The following is a 21,545-nucleotide window of genomic DNA, read 5'->3' as shown; positions in this document are numbered from 1 at the left end:
GTATGTTTCTATTTATTAGTGATAGGCTTATTTTTATAAATAATAAACTCAATAAAGTTTTGGATTGATATTTACTCACTTAACGGTAATTTAGAATAAGTTTTTCTATCGTAATTAATAGCGCCTTTATTATTCGTGCCAAGAGATCTTGCAAATTAAGAAAATAGGAGATAAGGAAATCATGCATAATGAGATATTAAAAAAGTTGCCGCAAATAGAGCAAGAGTATCAAGTTAAATTACTTTATGTTGCAGAAAGTGGTAGCCGAGCTTGGGGGTTTGCTTCAACAGATAGTGATTATGATGTGAGAGGTATTTTTATACGTCCACGCAATGCTTATCTTTCTATTGATAAACCTAAAGAAACCTTCGAGTGGATAGAAAATAGTTGGTTTGATGTTGGTGCTTGGGATATTACAAAAGCGCTGCACTTATTACGTAAATCGAATTGCATATTATTAGAATGGCTCCAATCGCCAATAATTTATCAACAATATTCTAATGTTCAAAAAGAGTTATTTGAACTGGCAAAACTCTATTATCAACCAAAAGTAATTGTTCATCATTACAGAGGAATTGCTAAAGTTGTGAGTAGATATTCTCCTGAAAATAACTCTAAAAATGAGATTAGTGCAGAGCCAATAAAATTAAAAAAATGGTTCTATATGTTACGTTCTCTTTTATCTGCCTATTGGACGGTGAAAACGGGTGAAATTCCACCTATGGAATTGGATAAACTGATAAAAATTTTAACTGTTGAAGAACAAAAAATCATCAAAGAATTAGTAGAATTTAAATCAGATAAAAATGAATATTTTACTTGGGTTCCAACACATACGATGCAATATCTAGTGACTTTTTTATGGAAAGAGACAAATGTCCAATTAACCAAAAGAATAGTACCTGATAATGATATTTTAAATAATTGGTTTAGGAAAAAATTAGATGAAACTGACTATTGAAGATATAAAACCTTACCTTTTATTTGAAAGTATCGCTGGAAGTCGTTCACATAATCTTGCGACAGAAAAATCAGATACAGATATTAAAGGAGTCTTTTACCTCCCTAAAGATCTTTTTTATGGGTTGGAATACACACCACAAGTAAGTAATGAAAGCAATGATATAGTCTATTATGAGCTTGGGAGATTTATAGAACTATTATGTGCATCTAATCCTAATATTTTAGAGCTACTTAATTCACCTGAACATATGGTTATTTATCGACACCCTTTAATGTCATTAATAAAGCCAGAATGGTTTTTGTCTAAAACTTGTGTTCAAACATTTGTACATTATGCACAAAGGCAGGTTAAGAAGGCTCAAGGGCTAAACAAAAAAATAGTAAATCCAGTTGAAAAAAAATTAAAAACCATTCTCGATTTTTGTTATGTCATTGAAGATGGAAAAACAATATTAATCAATACGTGGCTAAAAAATCGGCATTGGAAACAAGAACATATTGGGTTAACAAAACTTACCCACACACAAGATATTTATGCAATTTATTATGATGATAAAGTGTCTTATCAAGGAATAATAAAAAAAGAAAATGCTAATGATGTATTGCTAAGTAGTATTTCTAAAACAGCAAAACCAGAAGGTTATCTTAGCTTTAATAAAGAAGGTTATAGTGCATATCGCAAGCAATATCATGAATATTGGCAATGGGTTGAGCAACGTAATGATGTTCGTTACCAACAAAACATCGATCATGGAAGAAATTACGATAGTAAGAATATGATGCATACTTTTAGATTACTTTATATCGCACTAGGGATAGCACAAGAAGGGAAAGTGAAGGTTTGGTGTGATAATAGAGATGAATTATTAGCAATTAAAGCAGGACAATTTAGTTATGATGAATTATTAGAGCGTAGTGAAATTCTTATTAAGACCATTAATAATGCATTTCAACTAAGTCTATTGCCTGATGAAATTGAGCCTTCAATTGCAGAAGTTGCTCTTATAAATATAAGAAAAGCGCTCTATAAATAGTAGAAAAATGAACTAGCCTAGAAAACTAATATCCCTTACATAATGTAAGGGATATGCTATTTTTAATATTTTAAGTATACAAACTAAATACGAAAATATTTATTAAATAGCGTTTGCGTATGAAAATATTAATTAGTTGCAAGATACTCAGGATAAGCATCTGTTAACTTCATATAGATACGCTTGTGCGTTGCTTTCTTTCTGAAATCCTGTTTTAAACAGATTTTAGCTGCATTTTTTAACTCAGCAGGTACATTTTCAGCGTTTGTAGAGGCAATAATGGAAAAACGCACTTTCTTTTTAGACCGACTTAAATTATAAGGTAAACCTAAAATTCGTCTTGCGACTCTGTTTGTTTTCACAACTCACTCCTTTTTACATGTAATTTAGAGAAAGCCCTTTTATTATAACAGAAAATAAAAAGAATAAGGTGTTGATAACCTTATTAATTTAGCATTAAAGGCTATTTTTCTATAATTTTTAAAACATATTTAGGTTAATAAAAAATGTTTTTCTAATCGAAATTTAATTAACTAACTAGATTGTCGTTACTTTAAATTAGAATATTTATTCTTATAAAGAGTATTTAAATACTGTTATTATTAAAAAACAATAAATTTAGTTTAATATTAACAATTGGTTACTTGTCTTATAATTTAGATGATAATGATATAAGATGTTTTAAATTACAAATAATTATCATCTTTTTGAAAAAAGATATTAGAAAAGAGATCTCAATAAAAATTTAACGTTATTTTAGCCCAAGGAAGTATGGATCCAATTAAGATAACCTTTAAAACCATTTTCAATCGGTATTATAATCACTTCGGGAGTATCATAGGGATGTATTTCGACAAGAGCATCAATTAAGTTTTGCTGTTTACTTTTTTCAGATTTTATCATCATAAGTATTTCATTATCTTCAATAATTTTATTATCCCAATGATAAATAGATTTAACTTGAGGTATTAAGTTTACACAAGCAGCAAGTTTTGTATTGATGAGGTAATGCGCAATTTCATTAGCGATTTTTTCATTTGGTGCTGTAGAGTATGCAATTATCATTGTTTGTCCTTTTAAAATTAATTTGATTTTTCATAGCAGTAATCAGGCTTGATGATTTTAATTTTATCAAAATAAAACTTTTTAAAACTTAAATCTAATATTTTTATTTTTAGCGAAATAAAACAGTATTTTCAAAAAAAACTTTCTCGATATGAGCTGTTTACGGCATTATTAAGGGCATTTTACGTATTATAAGGTTCTTGTAGTAAAGAAAAATATAAGAGTGCCGATATTATTGGTAGATTAATGAAATGTATCTATTTGTGTTATAGGCTTAATTTGGCTAAAGGCATTTTATTTTCAATAATATCTCTAATATAAAATAAACTAATTAGTCATAAGATTTATAAAAATTTGTGGGGTTTAAAATGGATAATAATTCGCTAAAAAACGCGAGTTTATTTGATAATGATCCCGTTCTCTATGCAGCGTGGCTTTACTATCAGGACGGACTCAGCCAAAGTGAAGTTGCAAATATTATGGGTGTTTCTCGTGTTACTGTCGTGAAATATTTGCATTTAGCTAGAGAAAAAGGATTCGTAAATATTAACTTGGATTCATCAGTATTTTCTACGATTGATTATGCCCTCAGAATAAAAGCAAAATTCGATCTTAATAATGTGCTTATTTTACCTGATGAAGAAAAGAATAAATCACAACATACTTTAAATATGAACAGAGAAAGGTTAGCGAAAGCAGGAGCAATGTATCTTTCTCAGATAATTAATGACGATGATATTTTAGGTGTTGCTTGGGGACGAACAATTTATAAATTGGGTAATTATCTTTCACCCAAGTCATTAAAAAATATCACAGTACTACAAATGATAGGCGCCGTAGCGCCACAGCCTGATTTTAAAACAACAGAAGCAGCCGCGTTAATTGCAAACAAGTTGTCAGGGTGCAGTATTAATTTGCATGTACCTGCGGTAGTTTCTAGTGCGCGCCTAGCAATGGAACTTCAAGCTGAGCCTATTATTAGGCGCAGTTTTTCGGCGCTAAATCAGTGTAATAAAGCCCTTTTTGTTGTGGGTAATACATTTGATGACAATCCTTTGGTAACAACGGGGGTTTTAACGAGTAGTGAGATGGCTCAATATCGTGATTTAGGCGCTGTCGGTGTAATTTGTGGACGTTTTTATGATGCGCAAGGTAATCCTTTAGTTTCTGATATTGACCTTAGGATAATGGGAATAAGTCTTGCTCAGTTAAGACAAATAACACAACGACTTTTTATTGCTGGTGGTGTGGAAAATATTCAAGCAACAATAGGGGCGATAAAAGGAGGTTATGCCACTGATATTGTGATTGATGAAGTCACAGCGTTGGCATTATTAGAGTTAGATAATTAGTAATAAAATCCTCGTGAAAGCGAGGATTTTTTGGCAAATGACTATTTAAGATCTACTTATCTCTGATAATAAGCATTTATTTTGAAAGGCCTTTTCTGTAAATCTTATACATAAAGAAAAAGATAAAAATGATAAGTTGTTAACATTTTTATCTTTTTTTAATATGAGTCTCTTGCCTTAAATGCTTATATCATTCATTATATAAAAAATTATATAACGATGATTGGGATTACCATATTTATGAAACGCCAATTGCTTGCTAGTTTAGGATTAGCATTAGGATTAATTTGTCATAATACATTTGCAGCTGAGCTTCATCTTTATGCAGGGGCTGGATTAAAACAACCCGTAGAGCAGGTTGTGAGTGTGTTTGAAAAAGAGACAGGAAATAAAGTCACTATTGAATATGGTGGTTCAGGCCAAATATTAACACGCTTTAATCTAACTAAGCAGGGAGATTTATTCTTTCCTGGGTCACAAGACTATGTTGAAAAGTTAGATAAAGAAGGGCAAGTGGTTAATCAGTATTCTATTATTCGCCATATTCCAGTTATTGCTGTGCGTAAAGATAAAGTGGGGGATATTAAAACCCTAGAAGATCTTGCGAATAGTTCATTAAAACTAGGTATGGGTGATGCTAAAGCTATCGCATTAGGAAAAAGTGGCGAACAACTTATTGATGCATCAGGACAAGGCGATAAATTACGCGATAAAGTTGTGGTTCGCACTGCAACAATTAAACAATTGCTTATGTATTTATTAAATGGGGAAGTGGATGCTGCCATTATTGGATATGCAGATGCAATGAAAAATCAAGATAAACTTGTTTTACTTCCAGTTCCTGAAGGTAGTCCAGAAGAAGTGGCAACACTTGCTGTTTTAAAAACATCAGCAAATCCAGAAGAAGCACAATTACTTGCTGATTATTTTACTCGCTCTGAAGGGATCAAGGCTTTTACTGATTATGGTTTTCTTCCTGTAATTTCGAAACCATAAATTTTTTCTCACATAAATTGTGTTTTTTTGCCACCAACTCACTGGTGGCTTTTTTCATTATCACAATAAAATAAATATTTATCTTAAAAAAGGAAATAACGTGTTTCGATGGGCATTAATTCCACTCTTTTTATTGTTATTTCTGATCTTAGGATCGCTAATTGCGCTGATATGTCAACTTTCTTATGTTGAATTGAGGCAAGTTATTATTGATCCTGAATTTCATTTTGCTATTGGTATGTCACTCAGTACAGCGCTAACTTCTTTATGTTTAGCAATTATCTTAGGTGTACCCGCCGCATGGGCAATGGCAAGAATTCCTTTTAAAGGGCATCGTTTCATTGATGCGTTATTAGATTTACCTTTGGTGACTCCTCCATTAGTTATCGGTATCGGATTATTATTGTTATTAGGAAATCAGGGGCCTTTAACAGGTATTTTCCCTGAGTTATCTCGCTCTCTTTTTTCACCATTGGGTATTATTATTGCTCAAACTTATGTTGCTAGCGCGATTATTATGAGAAACAGCCTTTCTGCTTTTAAGTCGGTTGATCCTGCTTATATTCAAACAGCACAAAATTTAGGATTAACACCAACAAAAACATTTTTCTTAATTGAAATACCACTTTGCTGGTCAGCTCTAATGAGTGGAAGTATTATCGCATTTTCTAGAGCCTTAGGTGAATTTGGCGCTACGTTAATGTTAGCTGGTGCAACAAGGTTAAAAACCGAAACGTTGCCTATGGCAATTTATCTAAATATCGCCAGTGGAGATTTCACCTTGGCAATAGGTTGTGCGCTCGTTCTTATCGCTATCGCGATTACTTTATTATTTGCGTTGCATCGTTTACAGCGAGAAAGGAAGGCATCATGTTAGAAATTCGTTCATTAACATCGGGCATATTAAAAGATGTCTCGTTAAAGGTAGAGAAAGGAACTTGCTTAGGAATAAGTGGTACATCAGGAAGCGGTAAAACTACACTTTTAAATGCGATTGCTGGATATACTTCGTACTCTGGAGATATCTATCTTGCAAATAAAAATATAAATGAACAGCCAGTGTGGTTGCGTTCTTGCCGATATTTAAATCAACGGCTTTATTTATTTCCGTTTATGACGGTGACACAAAATTTATGGCTAGCACAATATGTTGCAAAACAGAAAAGAAGTAAGGTGAGAGAAAAGGCGATATTAGAGCAAATGGGAATTGCACATCTTGCTGAACGTTATCCTTATCAAATATCAGGAGGTGAGCAACAACGTGTTGCATTGGCAAGAGCTCTTATTAGCCAACCCAAACTTTTACTACTGGATGAACCTTTTTCGAGTTTGGATTGGGAAACACGTTATCAACTTTGGGATTTAATGAGTTCCTTAAAATCTAAGGAGATAACGATGATCATGGTTACTCATGAGCCTCGTGAAATAAAAGCGCTAGCAGATAAAACGGTTTTATTGTCTAAAGGACAAGTTGTTACTGAAAATTCTATACTATGAAGTTATTGATTGCTTATTGATCACCAAGCCATTACTGACCAATGGATAATACGCCCCATAATTTTTACAGAACTTGTTTCCGCTGATTCATCAGGAAATTCGTCTTTATTATAACTACGTATAATTAATTTACCGCCAGGTTGACGATAGAGTAGTTTTATTCTAAACAAAGCATCTTGTTCGATAGCATAAATACCACCATCAACAATACGAGTATTGCCTGTATCGACAGTAACTGTTGAGCCATTTGGAATAACGGGTGACATACTGTCGCCATAAACAGAAAAGCAGATCACGTTCTGAGATGATGCGCCATAACGGCGTAATGTGCTTTTTGAAAATCTCAATTTATATCCATTATGATCTTCGTTAGTACAACAACCGTCACCTGCTGCGAGCTCGATACTTTTAAAATAGGGTATTTCTACTTCATCATCACCTAAAGGAGTATTACTGTCCCATTCACTTACAGGTTGCCATTCATTCTCTGGTGGAATTTCAGAAGTTGCATTGGTTTGTTCTTCACCTCCAAGTAGCCAAGCCAAATCACAATTTAACGCTTTTGCTAATTCAGGTAAAAAACGGGGACGTTTAGTTTTACCGCTTTCTAGTTGTTCTATGGATTGCTGTGTCGTACTTGCTAAAGTGGCAAGTTCTGATTGTGTTAAACCTAACGCAATGCGTTTATCTTTGGTACGTTTCGCAATAGACATTAGTGACTCCTAATACGTGTCCTTACATATTCAAGTACAAAGAGTATATCGTAAAAAGAAAACAAATTAAATTGTATTTTACCTTAAGAATAAAATTAAGAATAGATTAATTACTTAATTTTGAAAACGTCATCTGCACTATCTGGTGGGGTGAGATAAGGATTTTCATCAGTGACTTCAGGATCTCTCAAGACTTCTCCACAGAAAATAATAAGGTCAGGTCTTTTTTGTTTTAAGTAGTTAAGTCGCGTTGTGCATTCATCTTTAGTATAAATTGTTTCTGTAACAGGAACAGCATCACAAGAATCATTTCCACAAGGACTTACCAACAATACATAACCGACCAGCATGAGCTGTGAAGTAAACATAAAATATCCTTTTAACTATTCATGTTTGGTCATCAAAATCAGACCGCTAGATTACCTATTTGTTGATAAAAAAGCAGTTTCTATTTGTCTTAAATAGCATTAATGATGCAAAAAAGTGTATTTGATCACAATTTTTCTAGTGTTTGTTTGTATTTTTTTGTAATGTATTATAGGCGAATAACCTAATCATCAGAGAATAATACGCTATTGATATATTGTGAAAACAAATAGAATTGTTTTTCAGTCTACTTACTTGTTGTAATATTGTTATTTGCATTATCTAAATTAATATCCCCCATAAAATACTAATTTAAATAATGTTTATTAATTATATAAATTCAGTTAAAAAACAGATATCTAGTATTTACTCAAGACTAAGTGTTTATTGGACAGAACACGCCGTTATGGCATGGCTAACAGAGAAGGGGCCTATTCCAAGAGAACTCGAAAATTAGATATACCATTTGTTTCAGATAGAGAGCTTATTATTTTCAAATAACTTGATTAACTCTGAAAATATTGTGCTTTATTTAGAACGAGAGTAATTAATAATACATCCCACTTTCTAGTAATATAGAAAGTGGGAACTTTATTGTCGATTAACCTTTACCAGATTGAAAAGAGGAATAAAGTGTCATCCCTCCGTCAATAAAAATAGTCTGTCCTGTGATATAGGTTGATTGTTCAGATGCTAACCAAGCGGCTACATTAGCAACGACTTCTGGCTCAGCAGCATATCTCATGGGGATCATCTCTTCTAATTCTTCACGAAGCGTATCATCTTGCATTTTTTCTTGGTTGATGGGGGTATTTATTGCTCCAGGGCCAATTGAATTAATTTTAATACCCTGACTTGCATATTCAAGAGCGAGAGATTGAGTTAGCATTCTTACCCCACCTTTACTTGCTGCATAACTTGCAAAAGTGGGCCAAGGGATAATTTCATGAACTGAAGATATATTAATGATATTGCCTTGAATTTTATTTTCTACAAAATATCTTAGCGCAGAGCGGGCGGTAAGAAAGTAACTCGTTAAATTCACATCTATAATTTTACGCCAATCAGCTAAATCAACAGCATGGGAAGGTGTTTGTGTTTCAATACCAGCATTATTAATAAGAAGATCAAGCTTGCCAAAATGATTGATGGCACAATAAATAAAATTATGGGCAACATCTTCGTTGCTAATATCACCCCCAAAAATAATGGCTTTACCTAAATTTAATTTATTTAAATCATCGGCAAGGCATTGAGCCTCTTTTTCGTCAGAATGATAGTTAATCACGACATTCATTCCTTCAGCGACTAATCGTGACACAATAGCAGCACCAATTCCTCTTGATGACCCCGTAACGACAGCGACTTTTCCTTTAAGATCGTTGTACATACTTCCTCCGATATTCGATTTGAAAATTAAGCAAAAAGTAATATAAGAGATAAATAAGATTATTTATCTAGCACTCTACTAAGCTTATGGTTAATATAGCCACTTATTTATTTTTCACTTCTCTTTATTGTAGGTTGTTATTATGTAATACGCATTAAGGCACTGAAAGAATCGTGCAAATACAGAAAAATTAACTTACCAAATTTATTTTAAAAATTTGGTAGAGCTTCTGTTACTTAATGAGTATTAAATAATGAATAATCAATCACAAAAATATGATAGAACCTATCACTATCCTTTTTCACCAGGCACAACAAACGACGATCGTATAAATGCGCAATGGTGGCAGGATATTTGTCAAATAAAACAACTTATCCATACAGAAAAACTAGATGGAGAAAATAATTGCCTAAATAAAATGGGGGTTTTTGCGCGTTCGCATGCAACTCCAACGCAATCAGCGTGGACATCTCAATTGTGTCAACGTTGGCAAATGATGAAAAATGATTTAGGTGAATTAGATATTTTCGGTGAAAATTTATATGCCATTCATTCTATTGAATATGCACACTTAGAAGAATATTTTTATGTGTTTGCGGTTCGTTATAAAGATAAATGGCTAGGTTGGGAAGAAGTGCAGTTTTATGCTTCTTTGTTTGATCTTCCTACTGTGCCAGAAATTAAATTGCCTGAATGTCAGGATAAAACAGAGTTTGAAAATATGATTGTTTCACAAGCCAAACAGGCAAGTTTTTTTCAATCTCAAGATGTTTTAACTCAAAAACCAAGTCCAATGGAAGGTATTGTTACACGAGATGCACAGTCATTTTCTTTAAATGATTTTTCTCATCGTGTTTTTAAATATGTTAGAAAAGACCATGTTAAAACAGATGTTCATTGGAAAAAAAATTGGCGGCGAGCCCCTTTAATCTGGGAAAAAACACAGGAGTCTCAATGATGCTTCATAAAAAACTACACACTGAAATGTCATGGGAACACCTTTGTGAACTGTATGATGAAATAAATGATATGGCTGGTGTTATACAAGATCCTATTCATCATGCAGAAGGCGATGTGGCGATACATACACAAAGAGTAATCAATTCAGTGAAATCATTGCCAGAATATACGAGGCTAACTGAAAGAGAACAGCAAATTTTATGGATCTCAGCACTATTTCATGATGTAGAAAAACGCTCTACAACCCGGGAAGAAGAGGGACGTATTGTTTCACCGGGTCATGCACGTAAAGGTGAGCTAACAACACGTCTTTTTCTATATAAAAAAGTACCTTTAAGCTTTGCTGATAGAGAGCAGATCGCTGCTTTAGTTCGCTTTCACGGTTTACCGTTGTGGGTGATGGATAAACCTGATCCTAAAAAAGCCCTGCTTGCTGCATCACAGAGAGTAGATTGCTATTTATTAGCATTATTAGCTAAAGCTGATGTTTTAGGGCGAGACTGTGAAGATAAACCAGCTCTTTTTGATAAAATTGCGTTATTTACACTTTATTGTGAAGAGTTAAATTGTTGGCGTAGAGCTGCTCCATTTCCTTCAAATGATGCTCGTTTTCACTATTTTTATACAGACAGTAGTATGGATTGTAATTACGAGCCTTATCCTGAAAAAGGAAGTGAAGTGACAATGTTATGTGGATTACCTGGTATGGGAAAAGATACCTTTATTCGCCAACATTGTGCAGATCTTCCGATAGTGAGTTTAGATGATCTCCGTCGCCAACATAATATTAAACCTGATAACAGAGATGCTAATGGTTGGATAGCACAGCAAGCAAAAGAACAAGCTCGTATATATTTACGAGAGCATAAACCTTTTGTTTGGAATGCCACCAATATTACAAGAAAAATGCGAGATCAACTTATCTCTTTGTTTTATCGTTACAATGCAAAAATTACGTTGGTATATATTGAAGTCCCTTATGCGCAATGGCAGAGGCAAAATAATGCAAGGAACGAAGCTGTGCCAGCTAAAGTAATGGAACGTATGTTGAATAAATTGGAAGTACCAACACCAGAAGAGGCACACAAAGTGATTTATTGGATTGAAGGTCAATCTCAGACCATATTTTAATTAATTGATTAATCTCGGTGAAATGTTAAGTCGGTTATAAAATAAATGAGGGTTACTTATAAAAATAAGTAACCCTTTTTTACTTATTGAGTAGGATTAATTCACAAGTAAAACAACGTACTCAATTTACTTTTTAACGTGATGGATAATATCGAAATAGACATTACGATCATCAGCATTTGGATAAATACGATAGGTGTACTCATCATCTTTAACTGTGATATTTTCTACATCACGGGTGAATAGTGTTTTACCTTCAGTATCTTTGGCAACTAAGGTGCGTATTTTGCCATCGTCTGACATTGACCAGTCACCTTGCATTTTTTGTTTACCTTCTGGCGTAAACATAATAAATGTGCCATTAGGGTAGTATTCTGCAAGCCCAAAATAGTTGCTAACTTGAGCATTATCTGGAGTTGTTTTATTTCCTTTTTCATCGATAGCGTCAGTTGTTATCCAAACTTTTTCTATCATGATTTTCTCATAATCGTTAAGTTCTTTTTGAGCCTGAATAACATCTTGAGTTTGAATGTTAGTAGCAGTTGATGAACTTTCTGCAGCAAAAAGAGAAAAACTAGCGCTTAATAATGAGATTGCGATAAGTGATTTTATTTTCATTGATATATCCTTATTTTACGTTGTGCTTTTTGTCAGTAATTTATGTTATGTCTGACGGTATGGATAAATTTTAGTATAAAATGAGTGAAGTGCGAGGAAATAATTATGTCTAAATGTTTCTAAAAAAAGAATTTTTGACAAATCTTACTGGTTAGAAATATTCAATGCACTATATTTATTAGCATTATTATCTCCATTTATTCTTATTATAGATTTAATTGCTATAGGTGGCGTAATTAAAAAAAACAAATCATATTCATAGATAGCACAAAAAATAGATAAAAATCTTTCTTGATTTACAATATGAATTCAAAGATTGACTCATTGGTGAATTAAATAGACAAAGATGATGACGTTTTTATCTAACTAAATGTTACTTAGGTCACAAAAATGAAAGATGAAAACTGAGTGTGTTTTAAGCATTGCTTTTGCATTACTTAAGTAATTTACGTTCTCTGGTGAAAAGATAACATTTTCTTTGGTATTTAATGATTAAAATATCTTTATGGTAAATGTGTTTTAAAAATCAGAGATGATAAAAATAATTAATGCATTGCACGATTCAATTAGATTGTATTTTATTTAAGCATTATTACGGGTAGTTTATAGTGATATAAAATGATTTCTTTTGTAAGATCTTACATATAAAAATAAATTTTATTTTTATATGTAAATCAATAATATTATTTTCCGTATAAAAATAAAAAAGCAATATTAAATTTATTTATATTAATAAGGTAAGACGACATTGTAAATTTACTCATTTTTTTCTAAAAAAAGTATAAGTTAAAAATTCATTTATTAAATTATCTTACTATTGTCATTGTTTATTTCTGTTTCTTTTTGTTTTTTATTTTTGTATTTCTGCTTTTTTTTGCTTTTAATAAATAACATATGATTGTAATCACAATCCCATAACAACTAATAAACTAAAGTTGTTGCCATAGAGGTAACATTAAATGAAAGCAGAACGTCATAAAAAAATAATTAATCTGATTAAAGGTAATGGTGCAGTAAAAGTTTCTGTTTTGGCTAAAGAACTTGATGTTACCAAAGAAACAATACGATCAGATTTAAATACACTCGCAGAAAAAGGAATTATAAAAAGGTGCCATGGTGGTGCTTTTATAGAATTTGAAACTTTAGATAAAGTTGCAAAAAAAGAAATTATACAATTTCTAGAATGTAATGATCAAATTGATAAAAACGATTTAGCAAACAAAACAGCAATAAATAAGGTGTGCGTACTAGGTTCATTTAATGTTGATATGATTAGTTATCTTCCTAGATTGCCAGAAGCCGGGGAATCCTTATTATCGAATAAGTTTATCTTCTCACCAGGAGGTAAAGGTTGTAATCAAGCATTGGCGGCGAGTTATGCTGATGCACAGGTGCATTTTATAACGAAGATAGGTACTGATCAATTTAGTGATTATGCAGTTAATTTTATATCATCATCAAGAATAAAAACATCAACGATATATCAAACTGAAAATTATCAAACAGGAACTGCATCTATTTTTGTTTCTGAAGAGAGTGGGGAAAATATTATCTCTATTTATTCTGGCTCTAATATGGATATTACTGCTGATGAAGTAAAAATACAAAAAGATAAAATTATTGATGCGGATATAATTTTACTTCAATTAGAAACAAATATTGAGGCATTAAAAGAAATTATTGCTATTGGAAACGAAAATAATATACCTATTATTCTTAATCCAGCACCTTATAATAAAATAGTTAATGAATTACTTCCAATGATAGATGTATTAACACCTAATGAAACGGAAGCCAGTTTATTATCTGGAATAGAAGTACTCGATTTAGAATCCGCAAAAAATGCTGCAGTTTCTATTTATCAACAAGGCGTAAATAAAGTGGTTATTACGCTGGGTAGTAAAGGTTCGTTAGCTTATGACGGATATAAGTATATTTATTCGCCGGCATATCTGGCAGTTGTAAAAAATACAGCAGGGGCAGGTGATGCTTTTAATGGAGCGCTCGCTGCCTCGTTGGCAAAAGGAAAGCAGTTTTCTTATGCGTTACGCTATGCATCAGCTTTTTCATCATTAGCTGTTGAGACGAGTAATGCTTCAGAAATGCCTGAAGATATTAATGTCATGCATCGCATCAATCAAACAACATATTCACAGATTGTCACCCAATCCCCTGAATAAATAATCTTTTTTGAAAGAGGAATAAAAATGAAAATCTTATTTATTGGTGAGTCATGGCACATTCATATGATCCACTCTAAAGGCTACGACAGTTTCACTTCCAGCAAATATGAAGAAGGTTCTACGTTCTTATTAAGTTGCTTAAGAGAAAAAGGTGTTGAAGTTGATTATATGCCTGCCCATACCGTTCAGGTTGCATTTCCACAAACGGCTGAAGCATTGGCTAAATACGATGTCATTGTTATTAGTGATATTGGTGCAAATACGTTCCTTCTGCAAAACGATACGTTCTATAACATGAAAGTCATTCCTAACGCATTAGGGTTAATTAAAGAGTTTGTAGTTAATGGCGGTGGCTTATTAATGATTGGTGGTTACCTGTCATTTATGGGTATTGAGGCTAAAGCAAACTACAAAAATACATTACTTGCAGAAGTTCTGCCTGTTGAAATGCTGGATGGCGACGATCGTGTAGAAGCGCCTGAAGGTGTATTTGCAAGTGCTGTAAACGCTGAGCATGCATCAGTAAAAGGCTTTGGTGAATGGCCTATGTTCCTTGGCTATAACAAAGTTTCAGCTAAAGAGAATACAGAAACCGTTTTAAATATTGGCGAAGATCCATTGCTGGTATTTGGTCAGTTCGAAAAAGGAAAAACAGGCTGCTTTATGAGTGATTGTTCTCCTCATTGGGGTAGCAAAGAGTTTTTAGCATGGCCTCATTATGCAGATATGTGGGTTAACATTCTTAAACAAATTGCCCGTTAATTTGAATTAAGAATAACTGTAATAAAAAGTAAAAAAGCGCAGAGTTGCCGCTCTGCGCTAATAAAACCGATTACTTGAAAAATAAAAAAAGAAATCACTCATAGCCAATAATCCAAAAGGAACATCTTATGAGTACAAAAAATTTATCAACACCATTGCTGATGTTAGCAACTGTGTTAGCAGGTATGCTATCACCAATGCAGTCTGCGGTGAATGGGCAGTTAGGGCATGTTTTAAAAGATGGTAACGCCAGTGCAGTTATCTCTTTTGCCAGTGGTTTAGTGGTGATGTTTTTTATCATTATGTCGAAAAAACAGTATCGCCAACAATTTGCTTCAATTCCAAGTTTAATTAAAACGCGTAAAATCCCATTATGGAACTGGTTTGCGGGCCTTTGTGGTGCAATGGTTGTTTTCTCTGAAGGAGCTTCTGCGAGCGCGTTAGGAATTGCAACATTCCAAACAGCATTAATTTCAGCACTCTTATTATCAGGTTTACTATGTGACCGCTTTGGTGTAGGTGTTGATGAGAAAAAATATTTCACACCATATCGTGTATTAGGTGCAATATTAGCTGTTGTTGCAACTTTATTTGTAGTTTCTCCACAATGGCACTCAACCTCATTTATTTATTTAGCAATCTTACCTTTTCTGGCTGGTTTATTAGCTGGTTGGCAACCAGCAGGTAACGCTAAAGTTGCTGAAGCAACAGGTTCTATGATGGTGTCTATCACTTGGAACTTTATAGTTGGCTTCACTGTTTTAACGATTGCTCTCATTGTTCGCATGGCATTAGGTCATATCACTCTTGAATTACCAGGTACTTGGTGGATGTATTTAGGTGGTCCTTTAGGACTTATGTCTATCGCATTAATGGCTATTTTAGTACGTGGTTTAGGCTTACTGATGTTAGGCGTTGCCTCAACAGCGGGTCAGTTGTTAGGTTCTGTATTAATTGACTTATTATTACCGTCATTAGGCAATACCGTTTATTTAGTGACAATCATTGGAACATTATTTGCGTTAGTGGGTGCGATTGTAACTACAATTCCTGAATTCAGAGCGACTAAGTCAGCAAAAGCGTAGGAGTATCGTAATGAAAGGTTATATTCAAACCGTAACTGGCCCCGTGAAAAAAGAAGATATGGGGCTAACATTGCCTCATGAACACCTTTTTAATGATCTCTCAGGTGTTGTTGATGAACCTTTTTATGAATTCTCGCATGTGTTAGTTGATAAGAAGGTGAGTGCAGATATTCAGTGGGGACTTAAATACGATCCATATTGCTGTTGCGATAATATGGATAAAAAGCCTATCGAAGATGTTATTTTTGAATTAAATAACTTCAAAGAGTTAGGAGGCAGAACAATTGTTGATGCAACAGGATCTTCATCAATTGGACGTGATATTAGAAAATTAAGACAAGTTGCAGAAATCACTGGTATTAACGTTGTTGCTTCTTCAGGACTTTATATTGAAAAGTTTGAAGGGAAGCGTTTGGCTGATGATATTGATGCAATGGCAAAAATCATTGATGATGAATTGAATGTAGGTATTGATGGTACTGATATTTGTGCTGGCATGATTGGCGAAATTGGCGTTTCTCCATTCTTTACTGATGGTGAAAAAAATAGCTTACGTGCTGCTGCCATTGCGCAAAATGGTAATCCTCATGTTTCAATGAATATTCATATGCCGGGTTGGCAACGTCGTGGCGATGAAGTTTTAGATATTCTATTAACAGAAATGGGATGTAACCCCGCTAAGATTTCATTGGCACATTCGGACCCATCAGGTAAAGATATTGATTATCAATGCAAAATGTTAGATCGCGGTGTTTGGCTTGAGTTTGATATGATTGGTCTGGATATCTCTTTCCCTAAAGAAGGGGCAGCACCAAGTGTTATGGATACCGTAGAAGCCGTCGCAACCTTAATTGAAAGAGGTTATGGTAGCCAAATTGTATTAAGCCATGATGTGTTCTTAAAACAGATGTGGGCGAAAAATGGAGGAAATGGTTGGGGATTTGTTCCTAATGTATTCCTTTCATTATTGGCTCAACGTGGCATTGATAAATCTATTATTAAAAAATTATGTGTAGATAATCCAGCTAATTTATTGGCTTAAATCTGAAGTGAGTAAATAACAATAAATATACCCCTTGAAGTAAATTTAGCGGCATCTTAATAAAGTGCCGCTTTTTTATGTTTCAAGGAAAAGAAGACAAAATGAAGCATTAACGTAAATGGAAATTTTCAATATAACGCAATGAATGCGTTGAACCATTAATGACTAAAGAGTGTGTTTGTAAGTATTGAGCTTGTTGATTAACACCAGATAAAAAATCACCTTTGGTAATTGCTGTTGCTGCAAACATAACATCTTGGTTACGTACTAATGTGTCTAATGACAATTTAATATTTACATCGGTACCCATTTTGTGGCAACGAGCAATTTCAGAAACGGCATATTCTCTATTTTCCGCACTATTTCCTTTTGCAATATCTCGAGTAATCAAACGTGCTTGCATATCACCGCCTAATGCCTTAGCGATAGCCGCACTAATTACGCCCTCAGGTGCTCCGCCAATACCATACATAACATCAATACTGTTATTAGGCATTGTGGCATATAAAGAAGCTAAAACATCACCATCAGGTAGTGTAATAATATTAATACCTTTCGCGCGCAGATCTTTAATAATATCGTGGTGACGTGGTTTATCTAAAATAGCAAGCGTTAGCTGTTCAATAGGTTTATTTAATGTTTGTGCAATAGCATCAAGGTTATATTCAAGGCAATGGTTAAGATCAATCACACCAGCAGCTTGTTTACCAACAATTAATTTCTCCATATACATGTCAGGAGCTTGTAAAAAACTGCCTTCAAAGCCAGCGGCTAAAATAGCTAGGGAATTATTTTCACCCATAGCGACCATGCGTGTACCGTCAATGGGGTCAACTGCAATTTCTATTTTATCGCCTTTCCCATTTCCTACTTTTTCGCCAATATAGAGCATAGGCGCTTCATCTATTTCACCTTCACCAATGACAATTTCACCATTGATATTTAGATTATTTAAACGTTCACGCATGGCACTGACAGCAGCATCATCTGCTGCATTTTTATTTTGTTTTCCAATCCAAGGCATTGCTGCAATAGCTGCGGCTTCTGTTACAGAAGCGATAGCATTAGTTAATTCGTCATTTAATTTCATATTATGAGTGTGTTTTGCGATATAAATGGAAGATTAAGTTAGGTTGCCGATCATACCTTTTTTTCGAAATTGTGTGCTAGGTTTAAATCAAGAGTTCTCGAAATAGATTATTTAGGAATAAACTAAGATAAATCTGTGAAAATTAAAGTATAACTAAGGGGAAGAGATTAAAACTATGTGATGCTTAACGCAAAAGGATTAGGTTTATGGACGACTTTTTGACGCTCATTGTTACAATATTTGTCGTGGTATCTTTGTATTGGCAATATCACGCTTATATAAATAGCAACTCATTGTTACATCGAATTAAACAGCTTGAAGAAAAGTTTACTGAGCAACAAGAGAAATTATTTAAGTTATTAAATAAAGATAACGCTGTGGATATTCGCACAGAGCTTGATACTCAGAAAAGTGAAGTTAAGGATTTATCTCGCGATATAAAAAAAGAGCCTCAACCAACGGGTTCAACTTATCAACCTAAAACAGTTGAATCTACTGACACAATAGAACAGGTGCAAAATAAGGCGGAGAATAAAAGTACGCCTGTATATCAACATGCACAAGCATCACAAGAAAAGGTATTTAATAAAGCTTTTCCTAATGAAGAAAATCCATCAGTCCAAGCTTCTATGGTTAATGATATTAACCTTGAAAACAAACAACCTAATAAGCCAGAAATATCAACGGCCCCTATACCTAAAGAGCCTGAACCATATCGGCCGAAGGTAGCAACAAGCCGTTTTGCTCATCATTACCAAAAAGAGGTAAAACAAACCTATGTTGGATCAGCAGCAGATCTGCTTGTGGAGAATAGTGCTGGTGTAACAAGTACAAGTCTTGCGGTATCTGAAACGGGTCATTTAGGAAATGTTACACCTCAAGTAAATCGACCAGCATCGCAATATAGACCTAATTTAAATCCTCACCCAAAACGTCAACAGAAATCGATTTTGGGACTTATTTGGAATTGGGTAGTAACAGGAAATCCGCTGGCTAAAATAGGGATGCTATTGCTCTTCTTTGGTCTGTCTTATTTACTTAAATACAGTATTGAGAATGAACTTGTCTCAGCATCAACACGTTTAATGATGGCGGGAACAGGATGTTTGGCCTTATTAGGTATTGGCTGGTGGCTTAGAAAGAAAAACCTGATATATGCATTAATTTTACAAGGTGGCGGCATTGGTGGGGTCTACATCACTATTTTTGCTGCGACTAAAATTTATGATTTTGTTCCTATTGGCATTGCTTTAGCCATTATGGTCTTTATTTGTATTGTCAGTGTTATTTTAGCAGTTCTTCATCGAGCAATTAGTTTAGCTGTATTAGCTTCATTAGGAGGATATTTAGCGCCTGTATTATTGTCCACAGGAAGTGGCAATTATATTGCTTTGTTTAGTTATTATCTTATTCTTTCAATTGGCATTCTTATTATCAGCCATTGGCAAGTTTGGCGTTTATTAAATCTTATTGGTTTTGCTTTTACTTTTGGTATTGGTTTTATATGGGCGATACCAAATTATACTCATGCCGATTATTTACCTTGTCAGTTATTTCTAATTGCGAATTGGTTGATTTTTGGTGTTGCAACGGAACTTTCAACACTAAAAAATAAACTGAAACTTAATATTCCTTTTGATGCCACATTACTGTTTGGCACACCATTAATTGGTTTTATTTTCCAATATCGATTAGCCTCAGAATGGCCATATGGAGTTGCTATTGCTTCATCTCTTTATGGATTAGCTTATTTTATACTAAGTTGGTTTGCACTTAAGCGTTATCGTAAAGAGGGTAAATTGCTGGCAATTGCCTTCTTTATGCTCTTTGCCACCTTTGCCACTTTAGCCGTACCATTTGCATTCTCTGCTGAATGGACATCGATTGTATGGGCAATTGAAGGGATGATGATCCTTGCTTTTTCTGTTTTACAGCAGCAAAAGAAACCCGCTATTGCAGGGACTATTTTAGTTGCAGTTTCTTTTGTTTTATTATTTAACATGCCCGTTATCTCGTTGGGTGATTGGCTAATGCTGGTAACACAAGTAATCGTTGTATTTGCTGTCGCAGTACTGTGGTATCGAGCGCAATTTACTAATATTGATAATCGAGCTATTGGATATGTCACACTGTTTATTTCTGCTGTAAGCTGGGGATATAGTGTTTTACTTTTACAAGAATATGGTGAACATTGGTTCTCTCCAGAAGTAAAATCCATTACTTTTGCTTTTATTCTTATCAGCTGTTGGGGCATGTTCTTTGCTGGGAAGAAATCCCAATTTTTTGAGTTGGCAAGTTGCTCTATTTTATTATGGCCGATGTCAGCACTTATTATGTTGGTATATATCTATCTTGCAGGTTCGTTAATTGATAATTGGTTAAGTGCGATTATCTGGTTCGCAATTTTTGCTAGTGGTTTCTATTTACTTAAAGTAAATACATTATTGCCGAAACAAAGGATAAATAAAGCATTGATCCACAGTATGCATCTTATCTTTATTGGCCTATTCTTATTTACTGAAATTATTTGGTTAATGGATGTTACGTATCTTTATGTGAGCTTACATTTTGCAAGTGTAATTTTTGTTATCAGTTTATTTATTGCAATAAGCTATATATTCGCAATGAAAGTGAATTGGACAAAAGAGTACCAAGATGCTTATTGGATAGTCACTTTACCTATTTTAGGTTTACTAGCACTCTCTTTAATCTTTGCAAACTTTAATGATGGCACTGAAAGTGGAATTAAATTTATTCCATTATTTAATTTGATGGATCTAATGGGTATTATTGGAATATGGATTGGTTATCAATTTATTTCAGTAATAAAACAATCACCTAAATATCAAGCATTATTGAAAAATAGCTTACCTATATTTAATTACATTATTCCGGCTATGATTTTCTGGTGGGCAAATGGTGTTCTATTAAGAGGATTAGTCTTTGCAACAGATGTTGATTGGTCGAGTTATGCAATAATTAATTCCAAAGTGATCCAAACAGTATTAGCAATTATTTGGGCAATTACTGCATTAGTAACTATGGTGATGGCGACACGTAAGAAGTCACGTTCACAATGGTTTATTGGTGGTGTACTGTTGGCGGTGGTTATCGCTAAACTTTTCCTAATTGACACATCATTAAGTAGTGGATTACTCAGAGCATTGGCCTTTATTGGTGTTGCAATACTGATTTTATTAATCGGGTATTTTTCACCGTTACCACCGAAAAGGCAAAGTAACAATACAGGCGTGTAAGCAATATTTATGCTTGCATTGTGTTTATTTTATAAATTAAA

General features: G+C 33.7%; 20 protein-coding genes. 13 read left to right on the top strand and 7 right to left on the bottom strand.

The window, feature by feature from the left end:
- Positions 1–181 precede the first annotated feature (181 nt).
- Positions 182–961, top strand: coding sequence for a nucleotidyltransferase domain-containing protein (locus H1225_RS07960; protein WP_161671623.1), 780 nt, complete (start codon positions 182–184; stop codon positions 959–961).
- Complete coding sequence (locus H1225_RS07955; protein ID WP_115065414.1) at positions 945–1,997, top strand: DNA polymerase beta superfamily protein; 1,053 nt, start codon at positions 945–947, stop codon at positions 1,995–1,997. Before H1225_RS07960 ends, H1225_RS07955 begins: the two co-directional genes overlap by 17 nt.
- 128 nt (positions 1,998–2,125) lie before the next feature.
- On the opposite strand, the gene sra is transcribed toward H1225_RS07955, so the two are convergent.
- Both sra and cutA read right to left on the bottom strand, forming a co-directional pair.
- Positions 2,126–2,359, bottom strand: coding sequence for a stationary-phase-induced ribosome-associated protein (gene sra / locus H1225_RS07950; protein ID WP_006533006.1), 234 nt, complete (start codon positions 2,357–2,359; stop codon positions 2,126–2,128).
- 394 nt (positions 2,360–2,753) lie between these two features.
- The gene (gene cutA / locus H1225_RS07945) at positions 2,754–3,062 is read right to left on the bottom strand and encodes a divalent-cation tolerance protein CutA (protein WP_006533005.1); all 309 of its coding nucleotides are present in this window, start codon (positions 3,060–3,062) and stop codon (positions 2,754–2,756) included.
- Positions 3,063–3,430: 368 nt separating this feature from the next.
- Between cutA and H1225_RS07940 the strand changes: the two genes are divergently transcribed.
- From H1225_RS07940 to H1225_RS07925, 4 genes are all read left to right on the top strand, one after another.
- Complete coding sequence (locus H1225_RS07940; protein ID WP_072064136.1) at positions 3,431–4,414, top strand: sugar-binding transcriptional regulator; 984 nt, start codon at positions 3,431–3,433, stop codon at positions 4,412–4,414.
- A gap of 240 nt (positions 4,415–4,654) precedes the next feature.
- On the top strand, positions 4,655–5,410 hold the full coding sequence (gene modA / locus H1225_RS07935) for a molybdate ABC transporter substrate-binding protein (RefSeq protein ID WP_109400602.1): 756 nt from the start codon (positions 4,655–4,657) through the stop codon (positions 5,408–5,410).
- Between the two features lie 100 nt (positions 5,411–5,510).
- A complete protein-coding gene (locus H1225_RS07930; protein ID WP_072064134.1) occupies positions 5,511–6,287 on the top strand; it encodes an ABC transporter permease in 777 nt (258 codons plus the stop codon).
- Positions 6,281–6,907, top strand: coding sequence for an ABC transporter ATP-binding protein (locus H1225_RS07925; protein ID WP_239739625.1), 627 nt, complete (start codon positions 6,281–6,283; stop codon positions 6,905–6,907). The genes H1225_RS07930 and H1225_RS07925 overlap by 7 nt, the downstream gene beginning before the upstream one ends.
- Positions 6,908–6,927: 20 nt before the next feature.
- Here the strand turns inward: H1225_RS07925 and H1225_RS07920 are convergent, their stop codons facing one another.
- The 3 genes from H1225_RS07920 to H1225_RS07910 form a co-directional block, all read right to left on the bottom strand.
- Complete coding sequence (locus tag H1225_RS07920; RefSeq protein ID WP_072064132.1) at positions 6,928–7,620, bottom strand: XRE family transcriptional regulator; 693 nt, start codon at positions 7,618–7,620, stop codon at positions 6,928–6,930.
- Positions 7,621–7,730: 110 nt separating this feature from the next.
- Positions 7,731–7,988 (bottom strand): hypothetical protein, encoded by a 258-nt coding sequence (locus H1225_RS07915; protein WP_006532995.1) that lies wholly within the window; start codon positions 7,986–7,988, stop codon positions 7,731–7,733.
- 599 nt (positions 7,989–8,587) lie between these two features.
- Positions 8,588–9,376 carry a glucose 1-dehydrogenase gene (locus H1225_RS07910; protein WP_161724998.1) on the bottom strand — a complete coding sequence of 263 codons (789 nt, stop codon included), beginning with the start codon at positions 9,374–9,376 and terminating at the stop codon, positions 8,588–8,590.
- A gap of 253 nt (positions 9,377–9,629) precedes the next feature.
- On the opposite strand from H1225_RS07910, the gene H1225_RS07905 reads away from it, so the two are divergent.
- Together H1225_RS07905 and H1225_RS07900 are read left to right on the top strand one after the other, a co-directional pair.
- On the top strand, positions 9,630–10,334 hold the full coding sequence (locus tag H1225_RS07905; RefSeq protein ID WP_161724996.1) for an RNA ligase family protein: 705 nt from the start codon (positions 9,630–9,632) through the stop codon (positions 10,332–10,334).
- Entirely contained in the window at positions 10,331–11,467 is a 1,137-nt protein-coding gene (locus H1225_RS07900) for an AAA family ATPase (protein ID WP_161671620.1), read from the top strand. The genes H1225_RS07905 and H1225_RS07900 overlap by 4 nt, the downstream gene beginning before the upstream one ends.
- 126 nt (positions 11,468–11,593) lie before the next feature.
- On the opposite strand, the gene H1225_RS07895 is transcribed toward H1225_RS07900, so the two are convergent.
- On the bottom strand, positions 11,594–12,085 hold the full coding sequence (locus H1225_RS07895) for a DUF4822 domain-containing protein (RefSeq protein WP_115065412.1): 492 nt from the start codon (positions 12,083–12,085) through the stop codon (positions 11,594–11,596).
- Between the two features lie 959 nt (positions 12,086–13,044).
- Here H1225_RS07895 and H1225_RS07890 point away from each other — a divergent pair.
- The 4 genes from H1225_RS07890 (at position 13,045) to H1225_RS07875 (ending at position 17,157) form a co-directional block, all read left to right on the top strand.
- On the top strand, positions 13,045–14,265 hold the full coding sequence (locus H1225_RS07890; protein ID WP_161671619.1) for a PfkB family carbohydrate kinase: 1,221 nt from the start codon (positions 13,045–13,047) through the stop codon (positions 14,263–14,265).
- Positions 14,266–14,292: 27 nt separating this feature from the next.
- On the top strand, positions 14,293–15,030 hold the full coding sequence (locus H1225_RS07885; RefSeq protein ID WP_006532984.1) for a glutamine amidotransferase: 738 nt from the start codon (positions 14,293–14,295) through the stop codon (positions 15,028–15,030).
- A 128-nt stretch (positions 15,031–15,158) separates the two neighbouring features.
- Positions 15,159–16,115: a DMT family transporter gene (locus tag H1225_RS07880; protein ID WP_109400595.1), complete on the top strand. Its 957-nt coding sequence runs from the start codon at positions 15,159–15,161 to the stop codon at positions 16,113–16,115.
- Positions 16,116–16,125: 10 nt separating this feature from the next.
- Complete coding sequence (locus tag H1225_RS07875; protein WP_006532982.1) at positions 16,126–17,157, top strand: methylphosphonate esterase; 1,032 nt, start codon at positions 16,126–16,128, stop codon at positions 17,155–17,157.
- Between the two features lie 109 nt (positions 17,158–17,266).
- Here H1225_RS07875 and glpX read toward each other — a convergent pair whose 3' ends face one another.
- Entirely contained in the window at positions 17,267–18,247 is a 981-nt protein-coding gene (gene glpX / locus H1225_RS07870) for a class II fructose-bisphosphatase (RefSeq protein WP_006532981.1), read from the bottom strand.
- Positions 18,248–18,453: 206 nt separating this feature from the next.
- Between glpX and H1225_RS07865 the strand changes: the two genes are divergently transcribed.
- Entirely contained in the window at positions 18,454–21,504 is a 3,051-nt protein-coding gene (locus H1225_RS07865; RefSeq protein ID WP_239739623.1) for a DUF2339 domain-containing protein, read from the top strand.
- Positions 21,505–21,545: the final 41 nt, after the last annotated feature.

Origin of the sequence: Proteus penneri, assembly GCF_022369495.1 — a bacterium.
In the GTDB taxonomy this organism is placed as follows: Bacteria; Pseudomonadota; Gammaproteobacteria; order Enterobacterales; family Enterobacteriaceae; genus Proteus; species Proteus penneri.
Note: the sequence above shows the minus strand (reverse complement) of the source record. Positions and strands in the feature narration are given on the sequence as shown.

Coding starts and splice junctions, on each gene's coding strand:
- H1225_RS07940 (WP_072064136.1), top strand. CDS start 3,431: ATGGATAATAATTCGCTAAAAAACGCGAGTTTATTTGATAATGATCCC.
- H1225_RS07885 (WP_006532984.1), top strand. CDS start 14,293: ATGAAAATCTTATTTATTGGTGAGTCATGGCACATTCATATGATCCAC.
- H1225_RS07905 (WP_161724996.1), top strand. CDS start 9,630: ATGAATAATCAATCACAAAAATATGATAGAACCTATCACTATCCTTTT.
- H1225_RS07960 (WP_161671623.1), top strand. CDS start 182: ATGCATAATGAGATATTAAAAAAGTTGCCGCAAATAGAGCAAGAGTAT.
- H1225_RS07900 (WP_161671620.1), top strand. CDS start 10,331: ATGATGCTTCATAAAAAACTACACACTGAAATGTCATGGGAACACCTT.
- H1225_RS07910 (WP_161724998.1), bottom strand. CDS start 9,376: ATGTACAACGATCTTAAAGGAAAAGTCGCTGTCGTTACGGGGTCATCA.
- H1225_RS07925 (WP_239739625.1), top strand. CDS start 6,281: ATGTTAGAAATTCGTTCATTAACATCGGGCATATTAAAAGATGTCTCG.
- H1225_RS07895 (WP_115065412.1), bottom strand. CDS start 12,085: ATGAAAATAAAATCACTTATCGCAATCTCATTATTAAGCGCTAGTTTT.
- glpX (WP_006532981.1), bottom strand. CDS start 18,247: ATGAAATTAAATGACGAATTAACTAATGCTATCGCTTCTGTAACAGAA.
- H1225_RS07920 (WP_072064132.1), bottom strand. CDS start 7,620: ATGTCTATTGCGAAACGTACCAAAGATAAACGCATTGCGTTAGGTTTA.
- H1225_RS07915 (WP_006532995.1), bottom strand. CDS start 7,988: ATGTTTACTTCACAGCTCATGCTGGTCGGTTATGTATTGTTGGTAAGT.
- modA (WP_109400602.1), top strand. CDS start 4,655: ATGAAACGCCAATTGCTTGCTAGTTTAGGATTAGCATTAGGATTAATT.
- H1225_RS07880 (WP_109400595.1), top strand. CDS start 15,159: ATGAGTACAAAAAATTTATCAACACCATTGCTGATGTTAGCAACTGTG.
- H1225_RS07890 (WP_161671619.1), top strand. CDS start 13,045: ATGAAAGCAGAACGTCATAAAAAAATAATTAATCTGATTAAAGGTAAT.
- cutA (WP_006533005.1), bottom strand. CDS start 3,062: ATGATAATTGCATACTCTACAGCACCAAATGAAAAAATCGCTAATGAA.
- H1225_RS07955 (WP_115065414.1), top strand. CDS start 945: ATGAAACTGACTATTGAAGATATAAAACCTTACCTTTTATTTGAAAGT.
- H1225_RS07865 (WP_239739623.1), top strand. CDS start 18,454: ATGGACGACTTTTTGACGCTCATTGTTACAATATTTGTCGTGGTATCT.
- H1225_RS07875 (WP_006532982.1), top strand. CDS start 16,126: ATGAAAGGTTATATTCAAACCGTAACTGGCCCCGTGAAAAAAGAAGAT.